This window comes from Citrobacter sp. C5_2, assembly GCF_014596845.2.
Taxonomy (GTDB): domain Bacteria; phylum Pseudomonadota; class Gammaproteobacteria; order Enterobacterales; family Enterobacteriaceae; genus Citrobacter; species Citrobacter werkmanii.
Genome location: NZ_CP115032.1, coordinates 2,551,259 through 2,572,877, shown reverse-complemented (window position 1 = coordinate 2,572,877; position 21,619 = coordinate 2,551,259). Strand labels below are relative to the sequence as shown.

19 protein-coding genes and 1 pseudogene are annotated in these 21,619 nt (G+C 53.4%); 8 read left to right on the top strand and 12 right to left on the bottom strand.

Annotation, left to right across the window (positions count from 1 at the left end; all coding sequences use genetic code 11):
• Window positions 1-4 precede the first annotated feature (4 nt).
• Both ICA20_RS12615 and ICA20_RS12610 read left to right on the top strand, forming a co-directional pair.
• Window positions 5-2,986 carry a virulence factor SrfB gene (locus ICA20_RS12615; RefSeq protein WP_038643177.1) on the top strand — a complete coding sequence of 994 codons (2,982 nt, stop codon included), beginning with the start codon at window positions 5-7 and terminating at the stop codon, window positions 2,984-2,986.
• Complete coding sequence (locus tag ICA20_RS12610; protein ID WP_038640715.1) at window positions 2,983-5,142, top strand: virulence factor SrfC family protein; 2,160 nt, start codon at window positions 2,983-2,985, stop codon at window positions 5,140-5,142. Before ICA20_RS12615 ends, ICA20_RS12610 begins: the two co-directional genes overlap by 4 nt.
• 10 nt (window positions 5,143-5,152) lie before the next feature.
• Here ICA20_RS12610 and ICA20_RS12605 read toward each other — a convergent pair whose 3' ends face one another.
• Window positions 5,153-5,326 (bottom strand): GhoT/OrtT family toxin, encoded by a 174-nt coding sequence (locus ICA20_RS12605; RefSeq protein WP_069324931.1) that lies wholly within the window; start codon window positions 5,324-5,326, stop codon window positions 5,153-5,155.
• A gap of 192 nt (window positions 5,327-5,518) precedes the next feature.
• Between ICA20_RS12605 and yncL the strand changes: the two genes are divergently transcribed.
• Window positions 5,519-5,614 carry a stress response membrane protein YncL gene (gene yncL / locus ICA20_RS12600; protein ID WP_071524268.1) on the top strand — a complete coding sequence of 32 codons (96 nt, stop codon included), beginning with the start codon at window positions 5,519-5,521 and terminating at the stop codon, window positions 5,612-5,614.
• 119 nt (window positions 5,615-5,733) lie between these two features.
• Here the strand turns inward: yncL and ICA20_RS12595 are convergent.
• A pseudogene (locus ICA20_RS12595) lies at window positions 5,734-6,512 on the bottom strand (helix-turn-helix transcriptional regulator).
• A gap of 101 nt (window positions 6,513-6,613) precedes the next feature.
• On the opposite strand from ICA20_RS12595, the gene ICA20_RS12590 reads away from it, so the two are divergent.
• Entirely contained in the window at window positions 6,614-7,741 is a 1,128-nt protein-coding gene (locus tag ICA20_RS12590; RefSeq protein WP_038640722.1) for a multidrug effflux MFS transporter, read from the top strand.
• 192 nt (window positions 7,742-7,933) lie between these two features.
• On the opposite strand, the gene patD is transcribed toward ICA20_RS12590, so the two are convergent.
• The 8 genes from patD to ICA20_RS12550 form a co-directional block, all read right to left on the bottom strand.
• Complete coding sequence (patD, locus tag ICA20_RS12585) at window positions 7,934-9,361, bottom strand: aminobutyraldehyde dehydrogenase (RefSeq protein ID WP_038640724.1); 1,428 nt, start codon at window positions 9,359-9,361, stop codon at window positions 7,934-7,936.
• A 21-nt stretch (window positions 9,362-9,382) separates the two neighbouring features.
• Window positions 9,383-10,189, bottom strand: coding sequence for an ABC transporter permease (locus ICA20_RS12580; RefSeq protein WP_003020204.1), 807 nt, complete (start codon window positions 10,187-10,189; stop codon window positions 9,383-9,385).
• Window positions 10,179-11,123 (bottom strand): ABC transporter permease, encoded by a 945-nt coding sequence (locus ICA20_RS12575; protein WP_038640728.1) that lies wholly within the window; start codon window positions 11,121-11,123, stop codon window positions 10,179-10,181. The genes ICA20_RS12580 and ICA20_RS12575 overlap by 11 nt, the downstream gene beginning before the upstream one ends.
• Complete coding sequence (locus ICA20_RS12570) at window positions 11,124-12,140, bottom strand: ABC transporter ATP-binding protein (protein WP_038640730.1); 1,017 nt, start codon at window positions 12,138-12,140, stop codon at window positions 11,124-11,126.
• 16 nt (window positions 12,141-12,156) lie between these two features.
• Window positions 12,157-13,302, bottom strand: coding sequence for a putative ABC transporter substrate-binding protein YdcS (gene ydcS / locus ICA20_RS12565; protein WP_038640732.1), 1,146 nt, complete (start codon window positions 13,300-13,302; stop codon window positions 12,157-12,159).
• A gap of 329 nt (window positions 13,303-13,631) precedes the next feature.
• Complete coding sequence (locus tag ICA20_RS12560; RefSeq protein ID WP_038640734.1) at window positions 13,632-15,041, bottom strand: PLP-dependent aminotransferase family protein; 1,410 nt, start codon at window positions 15,039-15,041, stop codon at window positions 13,632-13,634.
• 92 nt (window positions 15,042-15,133) lie between these two features.
• Window positions 15,134-15,550 carry a type II toxin-antitoxin system HicB family antitoxin gene (locus ICA20_RS12555; RefSeq protein ID WP_087856629.1) on the bottom strand — a complete coding sequence of 139 codons (417 nt, stop codon included), beginning with the start codon at window positions 15,548-15,550 and terminating at the stop codon, window positions 15,134-15,136.
• A gap of 46 nt (window positions 15,551-15,596) precedes the next feature.
• Window positions 15,597-15,773, bottom strand: a complete 177-nt coding sequence (locus ICA20_RS12550; protein ID WP_038640738.1) for a type II toxin-antitoxin system HicA family toxin — start codon at window positions 15,771-15,773, stop codon at window positions 15,597-15,599.
• 264 nt (window positions 15,774-16,037) lie between these two features.
• Here ICA20_RS12550 and ICA20_RS12545 point away from each other — a divergent pair, with 264 nt between their 5' ends.
• From ICA20_RS12545 to ICA20_RS12530, 4 genes are all read left to right on the top strand, one after another.
• Window positions 16,038-17,441 (top strand): cytochrome ubiquinol oxidase subunit I, encoded by a 1,404-nt coding sequence (locus ICA20_RS12545; RefSeq protein WP_038640740.1) that lies wholly within the window; start codon window positions 16,038-16,040, stop codon window positions 17,439-17,441.
• Window positions 17,441-18,451: a cytochrome d ubiquinol oxidase subunit II gene (gene cydB, locus ICA20_RS12540; RefSeq protein WP_038640742.1), complete on the top strand. Its 1,011-nt coding sequence runs from the start codon at window positions 17,441-17,443 to the stop codon at window positions 18,449-18,451. Before ICA20_RS12545 ends, cydB begins: the two co-directional genes overlap by 1 nt.
• The gene (locus tag ICA20_RS12535; RefSeq protein WP_064507023.1) at window positions 18,451-18,576 is read left to right on the top strand and encodes a DUF2474 domain-containing protein; all 126 of its coding nucleotides are present in this window, start codon (window positions 18,451-18,453) and stop codon (window positions 18,574-18,576) included. Before cydB ends, ICA20_RS12535 begins: the two co-directional genes overlap by 1 nt.
• A gap of 189 nt (window positions 18,577-18,765) precedes the next feature.
• On the top strand, window positions 18,766-18,996 hold the full coding sequence (locus ICA20_RS12530) for a DUF2554 family protein (RefSeq protein ID WP_038640744.1): 231 nt from the start codon (window positions 18,766-18,768) through the stop codon (window positions 18,994-18,996).
• Here the strand turns inward: ICA20_RS12530 and ICA20_RS12525 are convergent.
• Both ICA20_RS12525 and ICA20_RS12520 read right to left on the bottom strand, forming a co-directional pair.
• Window positions 18,993-20,954: a U32 family peptidase gene (locus tag ICA20_RS12525; protein WP_038640746.1), complete on the bottom strand. Its 1,962-nt coding sequence runs from the start codon at window positions 20,952-20,954 to the stop codon at window positions 18,993-18,995. The genes ICA20_RS12530 and ICA20_RS12525 overlap by 4 nt on opposite strands.
• A 79-nt stretch (window positions 20,955-21,033) precedes the next feature.
• A complete protein-coding gene (locus tag ICA20_RS12520) occupies window positions 21,034-21,570 on the bottom strand; it encodes an XRE family transcriptional regulator (protein WP_038640748.1) in 537 nt (178 codons plus the stop codon).
• Between the last annotated feature and the right edge of the window lie 49 nt (window positions 21,571-21,619).

Below are 21,619 nucleotides of genomic sequence, written 5' to 3'. Positions count from 1 at the left end.
TTTTATGTTGGTGAATCTGTGTGACTACAAACAAAGCGTGACGCTCATCGCCAATAGCGGTGTGCAATTTCTGGATTTTGGCCTGACGCCGCAGGAATCTGCGCATCATGGCCGCTTTGTGCGCAAAACGGCCAACGGTCCCCTGCTACGGCTGGACTTCGATCTGACAACGGGACGCTATACCTTGCCGGGCAGCACCGGCGGTCAGCCCGAAGTGGTGAAGCCGGAAAGCACCCAGACGCTGCATTATTCTCTGGATGTGCTCGACGGCATCTGGCTACCGCTGCCGTTCCTGCGCTTTAATCCGCCGCGTACGTTTGTTGAAGGCCCGGATAACTGGGCGCGTGTACAGGTGCGAAAACTGGCGCAACCAGACAGCGCGGGCAACACTCACCGCGTTACCCTGGCGCTGGACAGCCAGCTCACTGAAAATGCCCCGGCAGCGTTAACCCCCAACGAAAATGACCTACTTAACGGTACGCGATTTGCACTGGCCTGGCATGATAACGAAATTGCCGATTTCCTCGACCAGACCTGGATTGACGGCTGGCTGCGCGAATCCTTTATGCATCATGTCACGCAGCATGAGAATCGCTCAGAACATGAGATCCAGCAGGCGCTGCGTAATTTTGAATATCAGGCGCACTGGTTAAATTTGTTAACCCTGTTAGGCGAACAGCTTTCTATTCCGGAAGTCAAGCTGGTCACACATACGCTCAGCACACCGGCGATTCCCGTCGATCTGATCCTGGACATTGGTAATACCCATACCTGCGGCGTCCTGATTGAGGATCACGGCGATGCCAATGATGGACTGCGCCAGACCGCTGAATTACAGGTGCGGTCATTAAGCGAGCCGCAGTTTCTTAACGATCCGCTATTCACCAGCCGACTGGAGTTTTCCGAAGCGCGGTTCGGTAAACAGCACTTTTCCGTTGAGAGCGGTCGTGATGACGCCTTTATCTGGCCGTCGATTGTTCGCGTGGGCGATGAAGCCCGAAAGCTGGCGATGCAACGTATGGGTACGGAAGGCAGCAGCGGGATCTCCAGCCCGCGCCGTTATCTGTGGGATGAAACGCCGGTGCTCCATGACTGGCGCTTTAGCCAGATGAATGGCAAAACCCAGCGCGAACCGCTGGCTACCGCCTTCCCGCTGATGAATCTCATGAATGATGACGGACAACCGCTGTTCAGCCTGCCGCAGGATGACCGTCTGCCGGTGTTCTCACCGCAATACAGCCGCAGCACGTTGATGACGCATATGCTGTGTGAGATCCTGGCTCAGGCGCTGGGTCAAATTAACAGCGTGGCGACGCGTTTGCGCCTTGGTTTCCCGGCCTCTCCTCGACAGTTGCGCACATTGATCCTGACCCTACCCTCAGCGATGCCAAAACAGGAGCGCGAGATTTTCCGCCTGCGTATGTTTGAAGCCATTGCACTGGTCTGGAAAGCGATGGGCTGGCACCCGCAGGATGAAGACTTCACCACCCGTAAGCAGCAGGAAAAGAGCGTGGTTCCCGTCCCTGAGATCCAGATGGAGTGGGATGAGGCCAGCTGCGGTCAGTTGGTGTGGCTGTATAACGAGGCGATTTCCCACTACGATGGTCACACGGAATCGTTTTTTAATGCCCTTGCCCGTCCGGACCGTCTGCCGGAACCTGGTGAGATAAAAGGCCGTGCGCTGCGCGTGGCATCCATCGATATTGGCGGTGGGACCACGGATATGGCCGTCGTCCATTACCAGCTTGATGACGGCGTTGGCGCGAACGTCAAGATCACCCCGCATTTGCTGTTTCGCGAAGGCTTTAAGGTTGCGGGCGATGACATGCTGCTGGACGTGATTCAGCGTTGCGTACTACCTGCCCTGCAAACCCGCTTGCAGCAGGCTGGCGTGACCGACGCCGCCGCATTACTGGCTACGCTGTTTGGCGATTCCGGGCGCATCGATACTCAGGCGATCCTGCGTCAGCAAACGGCATTACAACTCTTTATGCCGCTCGGTCATGCGGTGCTCTCCGCCTGGGAACAAAGCGATATTAACGATCCGGTAGCCGGACTGCATGCCACCTTTGGCGAGCTGCTCAGCCAGCAACCCACGCGTAACGTGATGAACTATATCCAACAGGCTATCGATCATGCGTTGCCGTCTGGTTCACCAGCGTTTGATGTTTTGAGCGTGCCGTTACAGGTGCAGTTCAGGCAGTTACAAGAAGCGTTACTGGCGGGGCAATTTACCCTGACCTCGCCGCTGCACGCGGTTTGTGAGGCTATTTCACATTATCGTTGCGATATTTTATTAGTGACCGGCAGACCCGCTTGTTTACCGGGCGTACAGGCGTTGATCCGCCATCTTCAACCCGTTCCGGTTAATCGTATGATCTGGATGGATAACTATCGGGTGCACGAGTGGTATCCGTTCAGTCAGCAAGGGCGGATTGGCAACCCCAAATCCACCGCAGCAGTCGGTGCAATGCTATGCAGCCTGGCGCTGGATCTGCGTTTACCGCGCTTCAATTTTAAAGCTGCCGATATCGGCGCTTACTCGACCGTACGTTATCTTGGCGTGCTGGATAATACAGTCAACACGCTACGCGATGAGAACATCTGGTATCACGATATCGATCTGGATAAACCCGGCGCGAAGCTGGATACCCGTTTGCACTTCCCGCTGCGCGGCAATGTAACGTTAGGCTTCCGCCAATTGGCAAACAGCCGCTGGCCTGCCACGCCGCTGTATACGCTGAGCATAAATTCTGCCGAACTGGCAAAAAGTATCGCCGGAGATGGCGTGTTAAATGTACGGCTGCAGTTACGCGGCGGCAGCAAAGAGAGCGGCCCGGAATGCTTCGTACTCAGCGATGCCTGGTTACAGGATGGCACCCCCGTTGCCGCCAATGCCTTAACGTTAAAATTGAATACGCTGGCGGATCGTCGCCATAGCGGTAGCCATTACTGGATTGATAGCGGGAGCGTGTACCTGAAATGAGTAAGATGTTAAACACCGCGCAGGCCGTCATCGAGTGGGTAACAGAGACCCGCCAGCGTTCCGTACGTCTTGATGATGAGGCGGATGCCCTGCTGACACAACTTACGTTAGCCGCGGTTAATGAATCTGCGCTGACGGCGACCTTTTCAGCACGAGGCTGTGTTGGGTTATATGGGCACTCACAATCAGCGAAAGCGCATCTGCTCACGGCATTGTGCAGCAATGCCAATGGCAAAGTGAACATCGTGACCCCGGATCGCAGTTTTGATTATTTTTCGCATATTAATCCGGGGCATGCACCGACCAATATGGCGATTCGCTTTACACGTGAAGATAATCCGCTCAATAGCGAATGGCCGCTGCGCTTACGCTTACTCAGTGAAGCCGAACTGGTACAGCTGTTTATCACACAGTTCTGTGCGCTTCCGGACAACCGCCAGGTTGAGAAATCGATTATTGAGGCGCGCCTGGAAAAATGGCAAACCCTGCGTCAGCGTCATCCGGTGCAAGGCATCACGGCTCAGGATGTCGCGGCAATCGGTCGTTTCTGGCGCTCCTGCGTACCGACTAATCAGCAGCAAATTGACGATGCGCTATGGCATCAATTTGCTACGCTTCTCCCCGCTCTGGATCTGACGACCCGGGCAAACGCCTGGGCATTATTGTGGGGAGAACAACCAGAGCTAACGCAGCAGTGGCTGGCGCTGGCGCATACGCTGCAACAAACCGGGAACGCGCAAGAACTGGCGGCTCCGCTGAGCCTGTTGGTTGACCATTTTGGTTTACCTGCTGAGAGTTTTCTCACTCAGGTGGCATTGCACGGGAGTGAGGCGCAAAGTGATGTGGTTGTTCATCCAATTGAAAACCATCAGTTGCTCAATGCGGTCAGTCTCTCACAGGCATCACTAGCGCTGTTGACGCGCGAGCTGATCCTGACGGTGGAAGATGCTGTGCTGGAGAATGTCGATCTGCTCGATATCCCTCTCGCCCCGGATGCCCATCCCCATCCGCTGTGGCAGGCAAAATTAGGCTGGATGCTGGAGCATTATCGCCAGCAACTGCAACCGGATGTGCTCTTAATCTGCAATGCGGTATCTACCCGCGCCCAGACGCCAGCCATTACCCGCAAGCTGCTGGGCTGGGTCAACGATACGCAACCCGTACATGACGCCGCATTACCGGGCGTAGTCTGGGCCATCACCCCACAGGATGCGCGTTTTAGCACCCAGCAAAACCTGGATGAGTCCGTGCAGCAATTAATGGGCAAACCGGGACTGCACTGGGGTACGCTGCAGGCGCTGGATAACCACAGCTTACAACGCCTTGTCGAATGGCTGACTCAGGCGACTTCACCACAACAGCGTCAGGCCAGGCTGACCTCTCTGCGCGAACAGCACCAACAGCGCATCCGCGAAACGCTGATGAGTTGGATTAATACCCGCGATGATGAGTCAGGTAGCAGCGAGTCGGTGATCCGCCAGTTACAATCCCAGGCGGCAAAACATGGCGAGCTACTGGAGGGGTTACTGCCGCCAATGCGCCTCTTTGAATCGCTGCTGCGTGTTCATCAGCCGCGCGAGGAACAGGTGAACGGGCTATTTAATGAAGAGATCGACCTGTTTGCTGAAGTGCGTGACATACCGCACTCGCCGGAGAGCAAAGAAACTGGTTATCTGGCACACAAAATGTGGGTTAATCACGTACGTCAGTGGTGTCGCGATGAAAATAATGCGCGCCGTTTAGGCCTCGATCCTCGTACGCTAAGGCAGGTGGCTGACATTCTTGTGACCACCAGTTATCGCCTGGAGATGCCGCAACGCTTACAGCGCATGATGCAGCGCGAAAACGTCTGTGCGGCGCAGCTACATGCCGATATTGGGGATTTTATTACCTGGCTTGGATTTACCAACGTTGCTGAGGAACAGCGCCCTGCCAGCAGGATCCAAAAAGGCGCGGCTATTTTTAGCGCGCCGAAGCAACAACCGATGTCGCGCCTGGCCAAACTGGAAGAACAGCCCTCGCACGGCGCAAGCCGCTATGTTTACGACTGGCTGGTTGCTTTGTACACCCGCGCGAATGAGAACGTGGGATATCAGCACCCACAGGATGTTACTGAAGCCGACAAAAAACGTTTAGATGCCCTGCTTTCCGTCTGAAACGGCCTCATCAGAAAAGTGAAAACATCAGCGCGACGGGAAAGCTCATTGGCCAGGTCGCCCCGACTAATACCGCGCTGAGAAAACGAATCCGCTTTTTCTCGCGTGACAGAAACCAGGTGATGATTGCCGTGATAGCGGCCATCACCGCATAAAAGACCAACATTTTTTGGTACAGAGACATGTAAGGCATCCTGGCCGGAAGGTAAAATCGCGCGCAATATGCTCTTTTTCATGACTCACATCAAGTTTTATTAATTATTTTAAGAGAAACGGCGGTAAAACAACCCGTTTTCATTATGTTCAGAATTCGTACTATTGCGGATAGTTATAACCCGTACTATACCCATAGGGGTTAAAACGAAAGGTGGCACAAATGAATGTTTCCAGTAAAACTGTGGTGCTGATAAATATATTTGCTGCTGTAGGACTTTTCAGTCTGATTTCCGCAAGGTTCGGCTGGTTTGCTTGATGTGACTCTTCTGAATTAATTGCAGCGTCCACTGGCAGAGAGGGTTTTCTCTCTGCCATTAGCCAACGATCTTCCCACTCTGCCTTCATCCGGTAAATCATCCTTAGGATGTAATATCCCTAATCCTTCTGCGGCATTATTTGCCTGTAAAGCGGGCTGGCGTGGTGCCGGTATGCTGACGGAAAAATGCAATAAAAGCACTGTCACTGACAAATTCCAGATATTGTGCCACCTGACTACCAGGACTCCCGTCAGCCAGCATTTCCATGGCTTTTAACAGTCTAAATTGCTGCCGCCAGTGCTGATAATTCATCCCGGTATCTCTGATGAAGATCCGGCTGATGGTCTTCTCACACGCCCCAACCCGTTGGGACAACTGATTCAGTCGCGGTGGCAACGCGCCCATGCGTAATTGCTCAAGCCATACGTCCAGCCGTGGATCTGAGGGAAATTGTAATGTCCAGTTTTCACTACGCGCGGCCCGCAATTCCTCACAAAAAACGGTGATGAGGCTGGCCTGTTGCACCGCAGGCATATCCCATGACCAAAAGGCCATGCGTTCTATGACTTCGAAAAAAAGTGGATTAACCTCGACGATATGCATGGGCAGATCGGATAACGGCAGCGAGGTTGAAAAGTACAAAGAACGATAAGCCATTACGCCACGCATGATGGCGCGATGAACCGTACCGGCCGGGATCCAGACCGCACGCCGTGGCGGCAGCAGGCACAGGGCCTGCTCCAGTTCAATCGTGATGCTCCCCGCCGCCGAAAAAAGGAGTTGATGACGAAGGTGGCTATGGCGTCCGGAATCGTGTACGCCCATATCGGCGGCAATCCCAATTACCGGGTTATCAAAGCTATCCGCATCGAAAATTTCATCGGGGGCAATTTTCATTATCTGTCCGATATTTGATATATAAAGTCCTGATAATAGTAATAAGACAATCCCCTTTCAGCAATAATTCCCGCCTGTTTTCGGTCTCTTCGGATATTGCTATGAATATTCTTCGTCGTCCGCCGCTTTGGCTGCTCACTCTGCTGATAATGTTTCCGCAACTGGTGGAAACCATTTACAGCCCGGCATTGCCAGGTATCGCTACCGCTTTTCACATAAGCAGTGAACGTGCAGCTCAAACACTCTCCGTTTACTTTGTAGCCTTCGCCGTCGGTGTGGCGATGTGGGGCTGGCTGAGCGACAGTATCGGACGACGGCGGGCGATGCTGGCAGGACTAATCTGCTACGGCACAGGTTGTGCATTGGCCATTGTTGCCACCAATTTCAACGTGTTGCTGCTGGCGCGGATGGTGTCAGCCATCGGAGCGGCTGCCGGGTCAGTCGTGGTACAAACCATATTGAGGGACTGTTATGAATCAACCACGCTATCCCGCGTCTTTTCTTTGATGGGCGCCGCGCTGGCCCTGAGTCCGGTTTTCGGCCTGCTAAGCGGAGGTTGGCTGGTAAGCCTGTATGGTCATATCGGTGTATTCGTTGCTCTTGTTTTGCTGGCGATATTACTGCTCATACTGACAGCAACCCGTTTGCCGGAAACAAGGCCGGAAAATACGATCCGCCCGCGGATGGCTGTGCTCCTGCCCCGCATGGCTCGGGACGATGAGCTGTGGAAAAATGCTATGCTGGTCGCCCTGTTAAATACCATGCTGTTTAGCTATTACAGTCTGGCGCCATTTCTTTTCAGGCAGTTGGGATGGAGTTCCAGAGCCTTTGGCTGGACGGGGGTGTTACTTGCGCTTGCTTCGCTGTCGGGAAGCCTGTTGAATCGGCGTCTGTTAACGACAGGTCTGACGCCGCAACAGCTGGTACGTCATGCCTGTGTGCTGGCCATGTTCTCAGGCCTGGCGGCGTGGTGGCTACAGCATACTGCATGGATCCTGATACCGGTGTTTGGGGTGGTACTGGCCTATGGTATCGCCATTCCCAATGTATTGAGCCAGGCACTGCGCCGCTATCATGAACAAGCCGGGGCCGCTGGTGCTTTGTTCGGGTTAAGCTATTACCTGTTGCTGGGAATGATGCTGGGATTGGCTGGCATGGTGCAACAACTGGGGCTGGTGCTGAGCGTCTGTGCGCTACTTGCCTGGCTTTGCAGCTACCGCCGCAGATAACTGGACGGTATACCTGAAAGCACAAAGCCCCGGCGTTAAGCTGGGGCTTTGTCGTATCAATTAGCCTGACCTCGCGGATATTTCCAACTTACCGCCGTCCGATGGCGACGAGGCCAGTGGCGCGAATAGTATAGAGACCCGTTTGCTAATTTTTAGCTATCCGTGCCTCATTAGGTGTTCACGCCTAAATTGTTACTCATGCTTGATCATGACATGGCGAACAATCGTGTAATCCTCAAGCCCGTACACCGACATATCTTTGCCATAACCAGACTGTTTTTGCCCACCGTGCGGCATCTCGCTGACCAGCGTGAAGTGGGTATTGACCCAGGTGCAACCATATTGCAGACGAGCACTGAACCGATGCGCGCGGCCGACGTCCCGGGTCCAGACAGAAGATGCCAGTCCGTATTTCGAATCATTCGCCCACGCCAGCACCTGGTCTTCATCATCAAATACGGTCACGCTGACCACCGGACCAAAAACTTCCCGCTGCACGATGGCATCTTCTTGCTTCGCCCCGGCCAGCAGCGTTGGGGCAAAGTAGTAGCCTGCGCCGTCCACTTTTTTACCACCGGTGATAACCTTGATATGCCCCAGGGCTTTGGCCTCATCGACCGCTTTGGCCACGCGATCAAGATGTGCCTGCGAGCTTACCGGTCCCAGTTCCGTCGATTCGTCGTTCGGCGCGCCAATTTTCAGGCTGGCAACCGCGGCGCCAAGTTTCTCAACCAACGCGTCATAAATGCCTTTCTGGGCATAGATTCGACAAGCGGCGGTACAGTCTTGTCCGGCGTTGTAATAACCAAAGGTTCGCACGCCGCTCACTACCGCATCCAGATCCGCATCATCAAAAATGATGACCGGGGCTTTGCCGCCCAGTTCCATATGTGTGCGCTTAATTGAAGACGCGGTATGCTGGATAATGTGTTCGCCAGTGGCAATAGAGCCGGTCAATGAAACCATGCGGACCTTTTCATGTCCGGTCAGCGGATCGCCCACGGTTTTTCCACGGCCAAACAGCACGTTGACAACGCCTGCCGGATAAATATCTTTGGCAAACTCGGCCAGTTTAAGCGCCGTCAATGGGGTAATTTCCGACGGTTTAATCACCACGCAGTTCCCCGCCGCCAGCGCCGGAGCCAGTTTCCACGCCGCCATCATCAGCGGGTAGTTCCACGGCGCAATGGAGGCGACCACGCCCAGCGGATCCCGGCGAATCATTGACGTATGCCCTTCCAGATACTCTCCGGCGGCCTGTCCTTGCAGGGTGCGGGCCGCCCCGGCGAAGAAGCGGAAAACATCGACGATGGCCGGAATTTCATCGTTGAGCACACAGTGCAGCGGCTTACCGCAGTTGAGCGATTCCAGCTCAGCGAAGGTTTGCGCGTTATCCGCGATAGCATCCGCCAGTTTCAGCAGTAACTCGGAACGTACTTTCGGTGTGGTTTGTCCCCAACTGGCAAAGGCACTGTCGGCCGCACGGACCGCGGCATCAACCTGCGTGGCTGAGGCCTCGGCAATCTCCAGAATGCATTCACCAGTTGCAGGGTTATAGACTGGCTGCTTTTCACCTTCACCGTTGACCAGCTCGCCATTAATCAGTAATTGATGTTGCATAGCAATTTCCCATATCGTCGTTTATTTACCGTTTCCGGCGAGAGTGTCGCCTTCACGCGTTAGCCACCAGGCCCCTAAAATTGGCAGTGTAGTCACCAGCATTACCAGCAATGCCACAACGTTGGTGACAGGCACATCCCGTGGACGACCCAGTTGATTGAGCAGCCACAAAGGAAGTGTTCTTTCATGTCCGGCGGTGAACGTTGTCACGATGATTTCATCAAATGACAAGGCAAACGCCAGCATTCCGCCCGCCAGCAGTGCTGATGCCAGGTTCGGCAGCACCACGTAACGAAAGGTTTGCCAGCCGTTGGCGCCAAGATCCATAGACGCTTCAACCAGACTCCATGAGGTACGGCGAAAACGCGCCACAACGTTGTTAAATACCACCACCACGCAAAACGTCGCATGCCCCACCACGATCGTGAGAAAACCCGGTTCCAGGTTGATGGTTTTAAACGCCGTCAACAGCGCCAGACCGGTGATGATCCCCGGTAACGCGATTGGCAACAGCAGCAACAGCGATATTGCACTCTTGCCAAAAAAGTCCCTGCGCCACAGCGCGGCAGCGGCCAGCGTCCCCAGAACGAGAGCAATAGCCGTCGACAACGCAGCGATTTTAAGTGACAACGTCACAGACTCCAGAATATCGCTACGCTGCGCCGCAACGCTAAACCACTTCAGCGTCAACCCCTGCGGTGGAAAACTAAAAGCAGCCTCCTCAGTATTAAAAGCATAGGTGGCGATGATGAGGATGGGAAAGTGCAGGAAAATAACCCCGCCCCATGCCGCCAGTTTGAGTAACCAGGGTGCGCGTTCAGAGTGCATCGAAAGCTCCCAGACGCTTCACGAACGCCAGATACAGTGCGATTAACACAATCGGCACCAGAGTAAATGCCGCCGCCATCGGCATATTGCCGATCGCCCCTTGTTGCGAATACACCATGTTGCCGATGAAATACCCCAGCGGTCCCACCAGTTGCGGCACGATAAAATCGCCCAACGTCAGAGAGAAAGTAAAGATAGATCCCGCCGCGATACCGGGTATTGCCAGCGGAAGAACCACATAGCGGAAGGTTTGACGCGGGCGCGCGCCCAAATCAGCGGAAGCCTGTAACAGTGACGGCGGAAGCCTCTCCAATGCGGCCTGTACCGGGAGGATCATAAACGGCAACCAGATGTAAACGAACACCAGAAAGCGCCCTAACCCTGAGGTCGACAACGTATTGCCGCCGACAGCAGGTAGCGTCAGGAACGAAAGCAGCAGCGGCTCCAGCCCAAGATGGGTTAAAAACCACTGCGCCACACCGTCTTTCGCCAACAGTAACGTCCACGCGTAGGCTTTAACAATGTAACTGGCCCACATCGGCAGCATCACCGCAATGTAAAAAAAGGCTTTCATTTTGCCGCTGGTATAGCGCGCCATATACCACGCCATCGGAAACGCCAGAATCGCGCTGGCAATGGTGACCGCTATCGCCATCGTCAGAGTACGTAAAATGATGTCGTAGTTGGCGGGATTAAACAGCGCCTGCAGATTCGCCAGCGTCAGGTCCGGCGTGACCGACATGGTGAAATCGTCGAAGGTATAAAAACCTTGCCACAACAGCGTCAGCAGTGAGCCAAAGTAGACGATGCCAAACCACATCAGCGGCCCGAGAAGCAGTAAAAACAGCCCCAGCCCCGGGTTACGCCAGAAGAAACCGGAAATCTTGTTCAGATTTGTCGGTTGCGATGGCGAATGTAAGACGTTCATAGCCATTCACCTCTCCTCAACCAACGGCACCATCACGTCGCGTGACCACGATGCCATCACCTGCTGACCCGGCGACAGCGTTGACGGCAGCATTTCTCCCGTCAGGTTCGCCTGGCTCACCAGTAATTTTTCACCGCCAGCCAGTTTCAGTTCAAACCGTGTCGCCGCGCCCTGGTACTGCACCGCCTGGATAACGCCCGGAGCCTGGACTTCTCCCCCGACATCATTCAACCGAATGTGTTCCGGACGCAGGGAAAACATTCCCTGTAGCCCGCAAACGTTCGCTGACATCGCGGCATCAAAGACATTGGACGTCCCGACGAAGCTCGCCACAAACGGTGTCCGTGGACGCATGTACAGTTCACGCGGAGAATCCACCTGTTCGATACGACCGTTATTAAACACCGCCACACGGTCAGACATCGACAGCGCTTCGCCCTGATCGTGAGTGACAAAAATGAAGGTGATACCGAGAGATTGCTGTAACTTCTTCAGCTCTAATTGCATCTGTTCGCGCAACTTAAGATCCAACGCCCCGAGCGGCTCATCCAACAGCAGAACGCGCGGTTCATTGACCAGCGCCCTGGCAATCGCCACGCGCTGACGTTGTCCGCCGGAAAGCTGTGACGGTTTGCGCTCATGAACAAAACCGAGTGCGACTTTATCAAGCGCCTCACGGGCTTTGGCGTGACGCTGTTTTTTATCAATCCCTTTGACCATCAGCCCGTAAGCGACGTTGTCGAGGATCGACATATGTGGGAATAGCGCGTAATCCTGAAATACCGTATTGACGTCCCGCTCCCAGGGGGGCAATTCGCTGGCCTGTTTTCCAAAAATGGTGATTGCGCCGCCTGAAAGCTGCTCGAACCCGGCAATCAGACGCAGGCAGGTGGTCTTGCCGGAGCCGGATGGCCCCAGCATTGAGAAAAACTCCCCGTCGTTAATCGCAATACTCACTCCATCAACTGCACGAACATCCCCGTACAGACGCGAGACGTTATGAAACTCTACTGCGTACGTCATAAAACCCCCAGCGGAATTAACGACCGCCCATAATGGCGATGTAATCCTGCGTCCAGCGACTGTAAGGAACGAATTTTCCGCCTTCCGCAATTGGCGTTTTCCAGAAAGCGATTTTGTCAAAGTAGCTATAACCGTTGGTTTCACAGCCCTTTTCACCCAGCAGTGGGCTGGCTTTACATCCTTCAGGCACCACTGGCAGAGAACCAAACCAGGCCGCTACGTCGCCCTGTACTTTCGGGGTTAATGACCAGTTCATCCATTTGTAAGCGCACACCGGGTGTTTCGCTGCACTGTGCAGCATGGTGGTGTCAGCCCAGCCGGTAACCCCTTCTTTTGGGAATACCGTGGCAACAGGCTGCCCTTCGGCTTTCAGGGCGTTAGCCTGATAAGGCCAGGCGCTGGATGCCACCACGCCTTCGTTTTTGAAGTCACTCATTTGCACAGTGGTATCGTGCCAATAGCGATGGATTAGCGCATGTTGATCGCTCAGGACTTTGATAACCGCCTGGTACTGTTGTTCGGTGAGTTGGTAGGGATCGGTGATGCCTAATTGCGGCTGGGTGGCTTTAACGAATAACGCGGCATCGGCAATATAGATCGGACCATCATAGGCCTGCACACGTCCTTTATTGCTTTTTCCATCCTCGAGTTTTTGCTCAACAAACACCACGTTCCAGCTATCCGGCGGCGTTGGGAAGGTTTTGGTGTTATACATCAGCAAGTTTGGTCCCCACTGATACGGGGTGCCGTACACTTTTCCGCCAACGTTAAACCACTCGCCTTTCACCACGCGTGGATCGATAGTTTTCCAGTTTGGGATCAGCGCGGTGTTAATCGGCTGCACGCGTTTACCCATAATCAGACGCAGTGAAGCGTCACCGGACGCGGTCACCAGGTCGTAGCCGCCTTTTGCCATCAGGCTGACCATCTCATCCGATGTGGCCGCCGTTTTCACATTGACCGCGCAGCCGGTATCTTTCTCAAACTGCGAGACCCAGTCATATTGTTTATCGGTTTGTCCGCGTTCGATATAACCCGGCCAGGCAATAATATCCAGGCGGCCTTCTGGTTTATCTAATAATGTCGGGGGTTCGGCTGCCTGTGCAGTCATCAGCGTCATACTGAGCGCACACAGGCTACTGAGGGCAAATTGCTTGCTCATAACATCTTGCTCCTGTCTAAAAAATATTGAGCGGCAGCCTTGCCGTAAATATATGTCCTTTCCTAAAAATAGTCGGGGTGTGCTAAGCGTTCCTGCTGGCGCAAGGAAATTTAATCAGGTTGTGAGCTAACGCTCATTACGCTACTGATGCAGACTGGGTGTTTTAATCTTCTGGAGTATAGACAAGGAGTTAGGTGCAGAGGTGGCAATAGTTAGAACTATTGATTTTTTGTATGGTAGCACCCGATATAAATAACATCAGGGTTCGGTATTCTCTATTTCGAAAATAAGAACGCACTATTCTTTTATATTGAATAGCGCGTTACATTTTATTTCATCATGTCGCGAATTAATTTTCCAAGCTGTTTCACCGCCAGTTCCTCGCGTTCTCCCCAATGCCATGCGGTATTAAAGCGAAAGAAACGTGTCCAGCTCCCCGAGGTTGAGAACATTTTTCCCGGTGCAATGCTGATGTGGTGCGCCAGCGCTTGCGTACTGAGCTCTCCCGCATCCAGCGGTTCCGGCAGTTCGAGCCACAGAAAATAGCCGCTGTCGTTGTGGTGAATTTTGACCTCCGCCGGAAGATGGCGCAGTAGCGTTTGCCAGGCCTGCTGTTTGCGTTCCGCAAGCTGACGGCGTAAACGACGCAAATGCGCGTCATAGCGTCGTGTTGACAGATAGTCGACGAGTGCAAGCTGCATGGGAGAACTGGTAGATAAGGTGCTCATTAGCTGGAGTCGTTGAATGCGCCGGGCATGTTTCCCTGCCGACACCCAGCCAATGCGAAATCCGGGCACCAGGCATTTTGAAAATGATGAACAATGCAGAACGCTATCGCTGCGATCCCAGGCTTTAGCGGGGAGCGGTTTTTCCCGGCCAAAGTAAAGTTCGCTATAAACATCATCTTCAATCAGCATCACATGATATTTTTCCAGTAATGCAACCAGATGCGCTTTTTTCTCTGCGCTGAGCGTAAACCCCAGCGGATTTTGGCTATTGGTCATCAACCAGCACGCTTTTACCGGGTACTCCTGCAACGCCTGCTCCAGCGCGGCCAGATCGATCCCCTCTTTGACATCAGTGGCAACAGACAGCGCCTTCAGACGTAATCGCTCCAGTGCCTGCAATGCGCCATAGAAACAGGGGTTTTCGACAATCACCCAGTCCCCCGGTTCAGTGACCGCCTGCAGACTCAGGTTGAGAGCTTCAAGCGCACCGGTGGTGATCACAATTTCGTCAGGTGAAATGGTCATTCCCTGTTGGGCATAGCGACGGGCAATGGCATGGCGCAATTCATGATTCCCCGGCGGCAGGTTTTCAATCACGCTCATAGCCGTGGCCGTTTTACTCACCTGCGCCAGCGAGCGGTTTAACTGCTGAAGGGGAAACAGACGCGGGTCAGGGAATGCAGAGGCAAATGGCATTACTGACGCATCCCGGCTGGCCTGCAGCATATCAAAAATGTAGGTGTTGATATCCACCGCTTCGTCGCGCATCACCTGCACCTGAGGTGCTGCAGAATGACGTTCAGGGCGCGCGGCAACATAATAACCCGACTGGGGGCGGGCAATAATCCGCCCCTGGCTTTCCAACAACTGATATGCGTGGCCAACGGTCATAAAACTCATCCCGCTACTGACCACCTGCTCACGCAATGAAGGCAGACGATCGCCGGGTTGCCATACGCCAGACGCGATTTGATCGCGAATTTGCTCTGCCAGTCGCTGGTACTTTTTCATCTTTCGTCCTGATTACCGGTGTTGGTGACAACCACTATATATATCAGTTTACATAATCAAGACATTTTTTATAACTGTTATAGTTAACAGTTTTACAACATCGTTACCGACAGTTCTTTTCCTAAAGCGCGGGCAGCTATCTGCACAGCATCAATTTTTGTCGCGTGCTTTAAATCGAATAAACGGGTGATTTCCTGCTTAGGCCTGCCGATCCTGTTTGCCAACTCCTGCTGGGTAATATTCGATTCAAGGAAGGCATTTAACAACAGAACCTTAGACGCAACGCTCAGTGGTATTTCCACATAGTCAGCGCCAGCGACAACCGCTGAAGGCAAAGGAATCGGTTCGTTATCGTCGAAATAGAATTCAAAAGCGGTGACCAATGCGGCCTGCGCAGCCTGCAAAGCATCATGGCGAGTTTCTCCCTGAGTCAATGCTTCAGGAATATCCGGAAAAGACACCATGAACCCACCTTCCACGGCGGGTATTAGATTAACGGGATAACGCATAATTTTCTCAAAATTTCTCATATAGTCAGCCTTATAGAGATGATGATTACTGTAAGCCAGGCTGCTTTTGGATCGCTTTTCGCAGGGCCTCTTTTATCTCATCAACAGGATGCCTGGGCATAACGCTACGCCTTCCCTGATACCTCAACTTCAGATGATTTGAGCCGTTTGTAACTTTAACTCCCTGAGATTCAAGCCAGCGTCTGAACTCACTTTGCTTCACTGCGCCTCCCTGTCGTCTATTATATACACAAAGTAAGCATTTATGATTACTTTTTTGATTGTGTTGCTATTAATAACGCAAAATCACTAGCGTGGGGAGGACGCTATTTAATAACAGGAATCCAGCTTCCAGATTTCATATCAGCCAGGACAACCTATAACAGAGCGACAACTGTTATGGTTAAAAAGAACTGTTCTGTTTCTGCCCTCCATTGCTTCCCAGGCTTAGAATTGCGCCAAATCAATTTTGCCTGCGGAGTTAAGCATGTTCGGTCTTGACGCGTTTCACCTGGCGAGGATCCAGTTCGCGTTTACGGTATCCTTCCACATTATCTTTCCGGCCATTACCATCGGCCTCGCCAGTTATCTGGCAGTGCTCGAAGGGCTGTGGCTAAAAACGAAAAATCCCACCTGGCGCTCGCTATATCATTTCTGGTCGAAAATATTCGCCGTCAACTTTGGTATGGGTGTGGTTTCCGGGCTGGTGATGGCCTATCAATTCGGCACCAACTGGAGTGGTTTTTCCGAGTTCGCCGGGAGCATCACCGGACCGCTGCTGACCTATGAAGTATTAACCGCCTTTTTCCTCGAAGCGGGTTTCTTGGGCGTAATGCTGTTCGGCTGGAATCGCGTGGGGCCAGGCCTGCACTTCTTCGCGACCTGTATGGTTGCGTTGGGTACCATTATTTCTACCTTCTGGATCCTCGCCTCCAACAGCTGGATGCAGACGCCGCAAGGCTACGAAATCGTTAATGGTCAGGTTGTTCCCGTCGACTGGTTCGCTGTTATTTTCAATCCTTCATTCCCTTATCGTTTGCTGCATATGTCCGTTGCCGCCTTCCTCAGCAGCGCGTTATTTGTCGCCGCTTCTGCGGCGTGGCATTTGCTGCGCGGAAACAATACGCCGGCTATTCGCGCTATGTTTTCGATGGCGCTGTGGATGACATTAATCGTCGCCCCGCTCCAGGCATTGATTGGTGATATGCACGGTTTGAATACGCTGAAACACCAGCCGGCAAAAATTGCGGCGATTGAAGGACACTGGGAAAATCCGCCCGGTGAACCCACTCCGCTATTACTGTTCGGCTGGCCGGATATGGAACAGGAGCGTACCCGCTATGGACTGGAAATCCCGGCGCTGGGCAGTCTGATCCTGACCCACAGTCTGGATAAACAAGTCCCGGCCCTGAAAGAGTTTCCTAAAGAAGACCGGCCCAATTCAACCATGGTGTTCTGGTCGTTTCGTATTATGGCAGGGCTAGGCATGCTGATGATCCTGCTGGGCGCGATCGCCCTGCGGCTACGTTACAAGCAGCGGCTATACACCTCACGTCCTTTCCTGCGTTTTGCATTATGGATGGGTCCCTCCGGTCTGATTGCCATTCTGGCTGGCTGGGTAACCACTGAAGTTGGCCGTCAACCGTGGGTGGTCTACGGTCTGCAACGTACCGCGGATGCCGTTTCCGCGCATGGCGATTTACATATGAGCATCAGCTTGCTGTCATTTTTTGTGGTGTACAGCTCCGTATTTGGCGTCGGTTACAGCTACATGATCCGCCTGATCCGTAAAGGGCCACAGGAACATGATCCGTCAACGCCGCCATCCGGTACGCCTGCACGACCGCTTTCTGCTGCAGTTCTCGATTCTCAACCGGAGGCTCACCGCTAATGGGTATCGATTTATCAGTTATCTGGTTTGTCATTATCGTGTTCGCCACGTTGATGTATATCGTGATGGACGGTTTCGATCTCGGTATCGGCATTTTGTTTCCTGCAATTCAGGATGCGGATGACCGTGATGTGATGGTGAATAGCGTCGCCCCCGTGTGGGACGGCAATGAAACGTGGCTGGTACTGGGCGGAGCCGGACTATTCGGCGCTTTCCCCCTGGCCTATGCGGTGATTGTCGATGCGCTGACGATCCCACTCACCCTGATGCTGCTCGGCCTGATTTTTCGCGGCGTCGCTTTTGAGTTTCGCTTCAATGCCACGCCGGCACATCGACCATTCTGGGATAAAGCTTTTCTCGGCGGTTCAATTCTGGCGACATTCACTCAGGGCATCGTAGTAGGTGCAGTGCTTAACGGATTTTCTGTCACCGGACGCAGCTACAGCGGCGGCCCTTTCGACTGGCTGACCCCATTCACGCTGTTCTGCGGTGTTGGCCTGGTCGTGGCTTACGCCCTGCTGGGGGCAACATGGCTGGTGATGAAAAGCGAAAATCCGTTGCAGGATAAAATGCGCCGCGTGGCCAAAAAACTGCTGCTGGCGATGCTGGTTGTTATCGCCATTATCAGCCTATGGACGCCGCTGGCGCACAGTGCGATTGCCGAGCGCTGGTTTAGCCTGCCTAACCTGTGGTACCTGATGCCGGTTCCGCTGCTGGTGGTGTTGATCAGCATGTGGTTGTGGCGCTCGCTGGACCAACAGCACAGCCATGCACTGCCCTTTGTTTTGACGCTGGGATTGATCTTCCTTGGGTTCAGCGGTCTGGGGATCAGCATATGGCCGCATATCATTCCGCCGTCCATTACGCTCTGGCAGGCGGCAGCGCCTGCGCAAAGTCAGGGCTTTATGTTGGTTGGCGCCCTACTGATTATCCCGATAATCCTGGTGTATACCTTCTGGAGCTACTACGTTTTCCGCGGCAAAGTTCAACATGGTGAGGGGTATCATTGATGCAACAATCAATCTGGAAACGCCTGATGTGGCTGGTGATCCTCTGGGGCGGCAGCGTGCTGGCCCTGGCCGCCGTCGGTATGTTCTTTCGTTTACTGATGACGGCTGCTGGCTTTAAGTCCTGATACCCTCCCTGAAAACAACCGGGCAGCGCGATGCTACCCGGTTGTAACAAATCCCAACGTTGGCCAAACAAAAATGCAAAAAACATCTCATTGGCAAAACAGAGATTGCCATTTCCCCGATTAAAATATTGAATAGTCACCTGGCGAAATTATCGCCACTTCCGCTGCTAACGTACCAGAGGGTTCATGATGTTTAAGAAAGGGTTAACGGTGTTATTGCTGGCCAGCGCGCTTTTTTCGGGTCAACTTCTCGCAACCAATCAGGGACATGAGTATCTTCAGGTGCAGGATGCCGATCACGTATTACGGCACACCGCCGACAGCGATGAACTGCGCGTGACGGCGGAAGAATCCGCCGCCGATCTTCGCGAACATCATTACTGGCAAAAATCACGCAAACCCGATACTCACCAGGGTTAAGGTTTACGCTTTGGCAATGTTTTCATCAGTTCTTCGGGACTGACGGAAGCGACGATGCTGCCCGGCAACGGCATTTTCAGAATATGATGTTTCATCTTGCCGATTACATGCATTTCGCACGGTCGGCAATCAAATTTCAGCGTCAGAACTTCATCGCCGTTTACCAACTGCATCGGTGTCGCTTTCCAGCTCTTGATGTTTCCTTTCGCCTGTTTTGGACACAGGTTAAACGCAAAACGCAGACAATGTTTGGTGATCATCACCGGCACATCGCCCTTTTCTTCATGCGCTTCATAGGCCGCATCAATCAACTGAACGCCATAGCGGTGATAAAACTCACGCGCTTTATGGTTGTAGACGTTTGCCAGGAAGCTCAGATGCGTTTGTGGATACACCGGCGCCGGCTGTGACACCGGTTTGCGACTGCCGCGCTGATAGTTTTGCAAACGCGCCGCATCCAGCATGTCGACAGCTTCACGTCGCAGTTGATTGAGTTGACCGTTTGGCACAAACAGCGCCCCCGGGAGATTAACCTGAATATCGCGGGCGTAATAAAGCGTTTGTCCAAGTTTGGCCAGACCATCCTGCAGGTTGCTCAACGCTTTTTCCGCATTGTTCGCTTCGTCAAAGTGGCCGTCCAGCGTATGCGTGATGCTCACCCCCTCTTCACTGGTGAGCGTTAGGATCAACTGCTCCTGCCAGCCGCCCAGTTCAATATCAACCGCGATACGACGTTCGCTGGAGGTTTTGGTTAACGCCTGCTGCCAGTTATGATCGAGATTACGGTTCAGCGGATGATGCGCACGCACTTTGTGCAAATCGGCTGGCATTTCATTCGGCCACACCCGATATCGATTGTGCCCCGTTTTTTCAACGGTATTGGCACGGAAACCAACCACCTCACGCTTGATTAACACGTTCAGACCATCGCCGTTCGCCAGCGGCTCGGTGACCTCAACATCCAGATGATCTTTCGCGACCTTCAGGACTTCACCAATCGGCAGACCAATGAATTTTGGCGAGTCAAACGCGCCGATATCGCCCTTACGCGCATTGACAAAATAATCGGTGCTACCGCGATGGAAGGTTTTTTCCGTGGAGGGGGTAAAGAAATGTTCGGTGCGTCCGGCTGATGAACGGGCAAGGTCGCCGCGCTCTTCAATGATGGCGTCGAGCATCTGACGATAATGCGCGGTAATATTCTTCACATAGCTCATGTCTTTGTAGCGCCCTTCGATTTTGAAAGAGCGCACGCCTGCATCAATCAACGCGCCCAGGTTGGCGGTCTGATCGTTATCTTTCATCGACAGCAGGTGTTTTTCATAGGACACCACGCGCCCCTGATCGTCTTTCAGGGTATACGGCAGACGGCAGGCCTGGGAACAGTCGCCGCGGTTAGCGCTACGTCCGGTTTGCGCATGTGAAATATAACATTGACCTGAATAGGCAACGCACAACGCACCGTGAATGAAAAATTCAATGGTCGCGTCCGTGGCCTGGTGGATGGCGTTAATTTGCTCAAGACTCAGTTCCCGCGCCAGGACAATCTGGGTAAATCCGACATCAGACAGAAACTTCGCCTTCTCGACGCTGCGAATATCACACTGCGTGCTGGCATGCAGCTCAATGGGGGGAATATCCAGCTCCAGAATCCCCATATCCTGCACAATCAGAGCATCAACACCGGTCTGGTACAGATCGGTAATTAATCGCTGTGCGGGCTCCAGTTCATCATCGTGCAAAATCGTATTCAGCGTCACAAAGATTTTCGCCCCGAAGCGATGAGCGAATGGCACCAGTTCGGCGATATCTTTCAGGCTGTTGCTGGCGTTATGACGCGCGCCAAATCCCGGTCCGCCAATGTAAACGGCGTCTGCGCCGTGCAGAATGGCTTCGCGCGCAATGGCGGTATCCCGAGCCGGGCTTAACAATTCAAGGTGATGAGGTTGCTGGCGCATACAGTTGTTACCATCCACAAGCGGTAAAAATGGCGGCTATTGTAGTCACAAGCGCGGCATTTCGGAATAGTTTTCCCGATCAACTGCGCGGGTAATGGATCAGCGAATGAAAGTGAACCGTTTGTTCACCGCTGTTACGGTAACTATGGGCCGTATCGCCGGCAAAACGGACACCTTCACCGGCTTTAATGGTACGCCATAGACCATCAATGCACATATCCAGCAGTCCACTAATCACCACTACGTGCTCTATAACACCGCTTTCGTGTGGCGTGGATTCACTAAGCGCGCCGGGCGCCAGCAGTATCGAAAAGTGATCGAAACGCAACTGAGGATCCCATGGGAACAGCGGCGTGACGACCATCGCCTGGTGTTGGGGATCGAAAGACGGCGTGCCGTCTGACTCAGGAGGCGAAATAAACGTTGAAAATGGGACATTCAGCCCGGTGGCGATTTTCCACAATGTCGCCACTGTAGGGCTGGATTCATTGCGCTCAATCTGCCCCAGCATCGCTTTTGACACGCCGGTTTCCTCCGCCAGACGCGAGAGACTCCATTCCCGCTGGTGGCGCAGCGTTCTGAGCGTCGTCGCCAGATAGTGAGTTAAGTTATCCATATTTCTCCTCCTTCGCCCTTCCTTCTCAAGGCTACAGCTTAGCACTTGT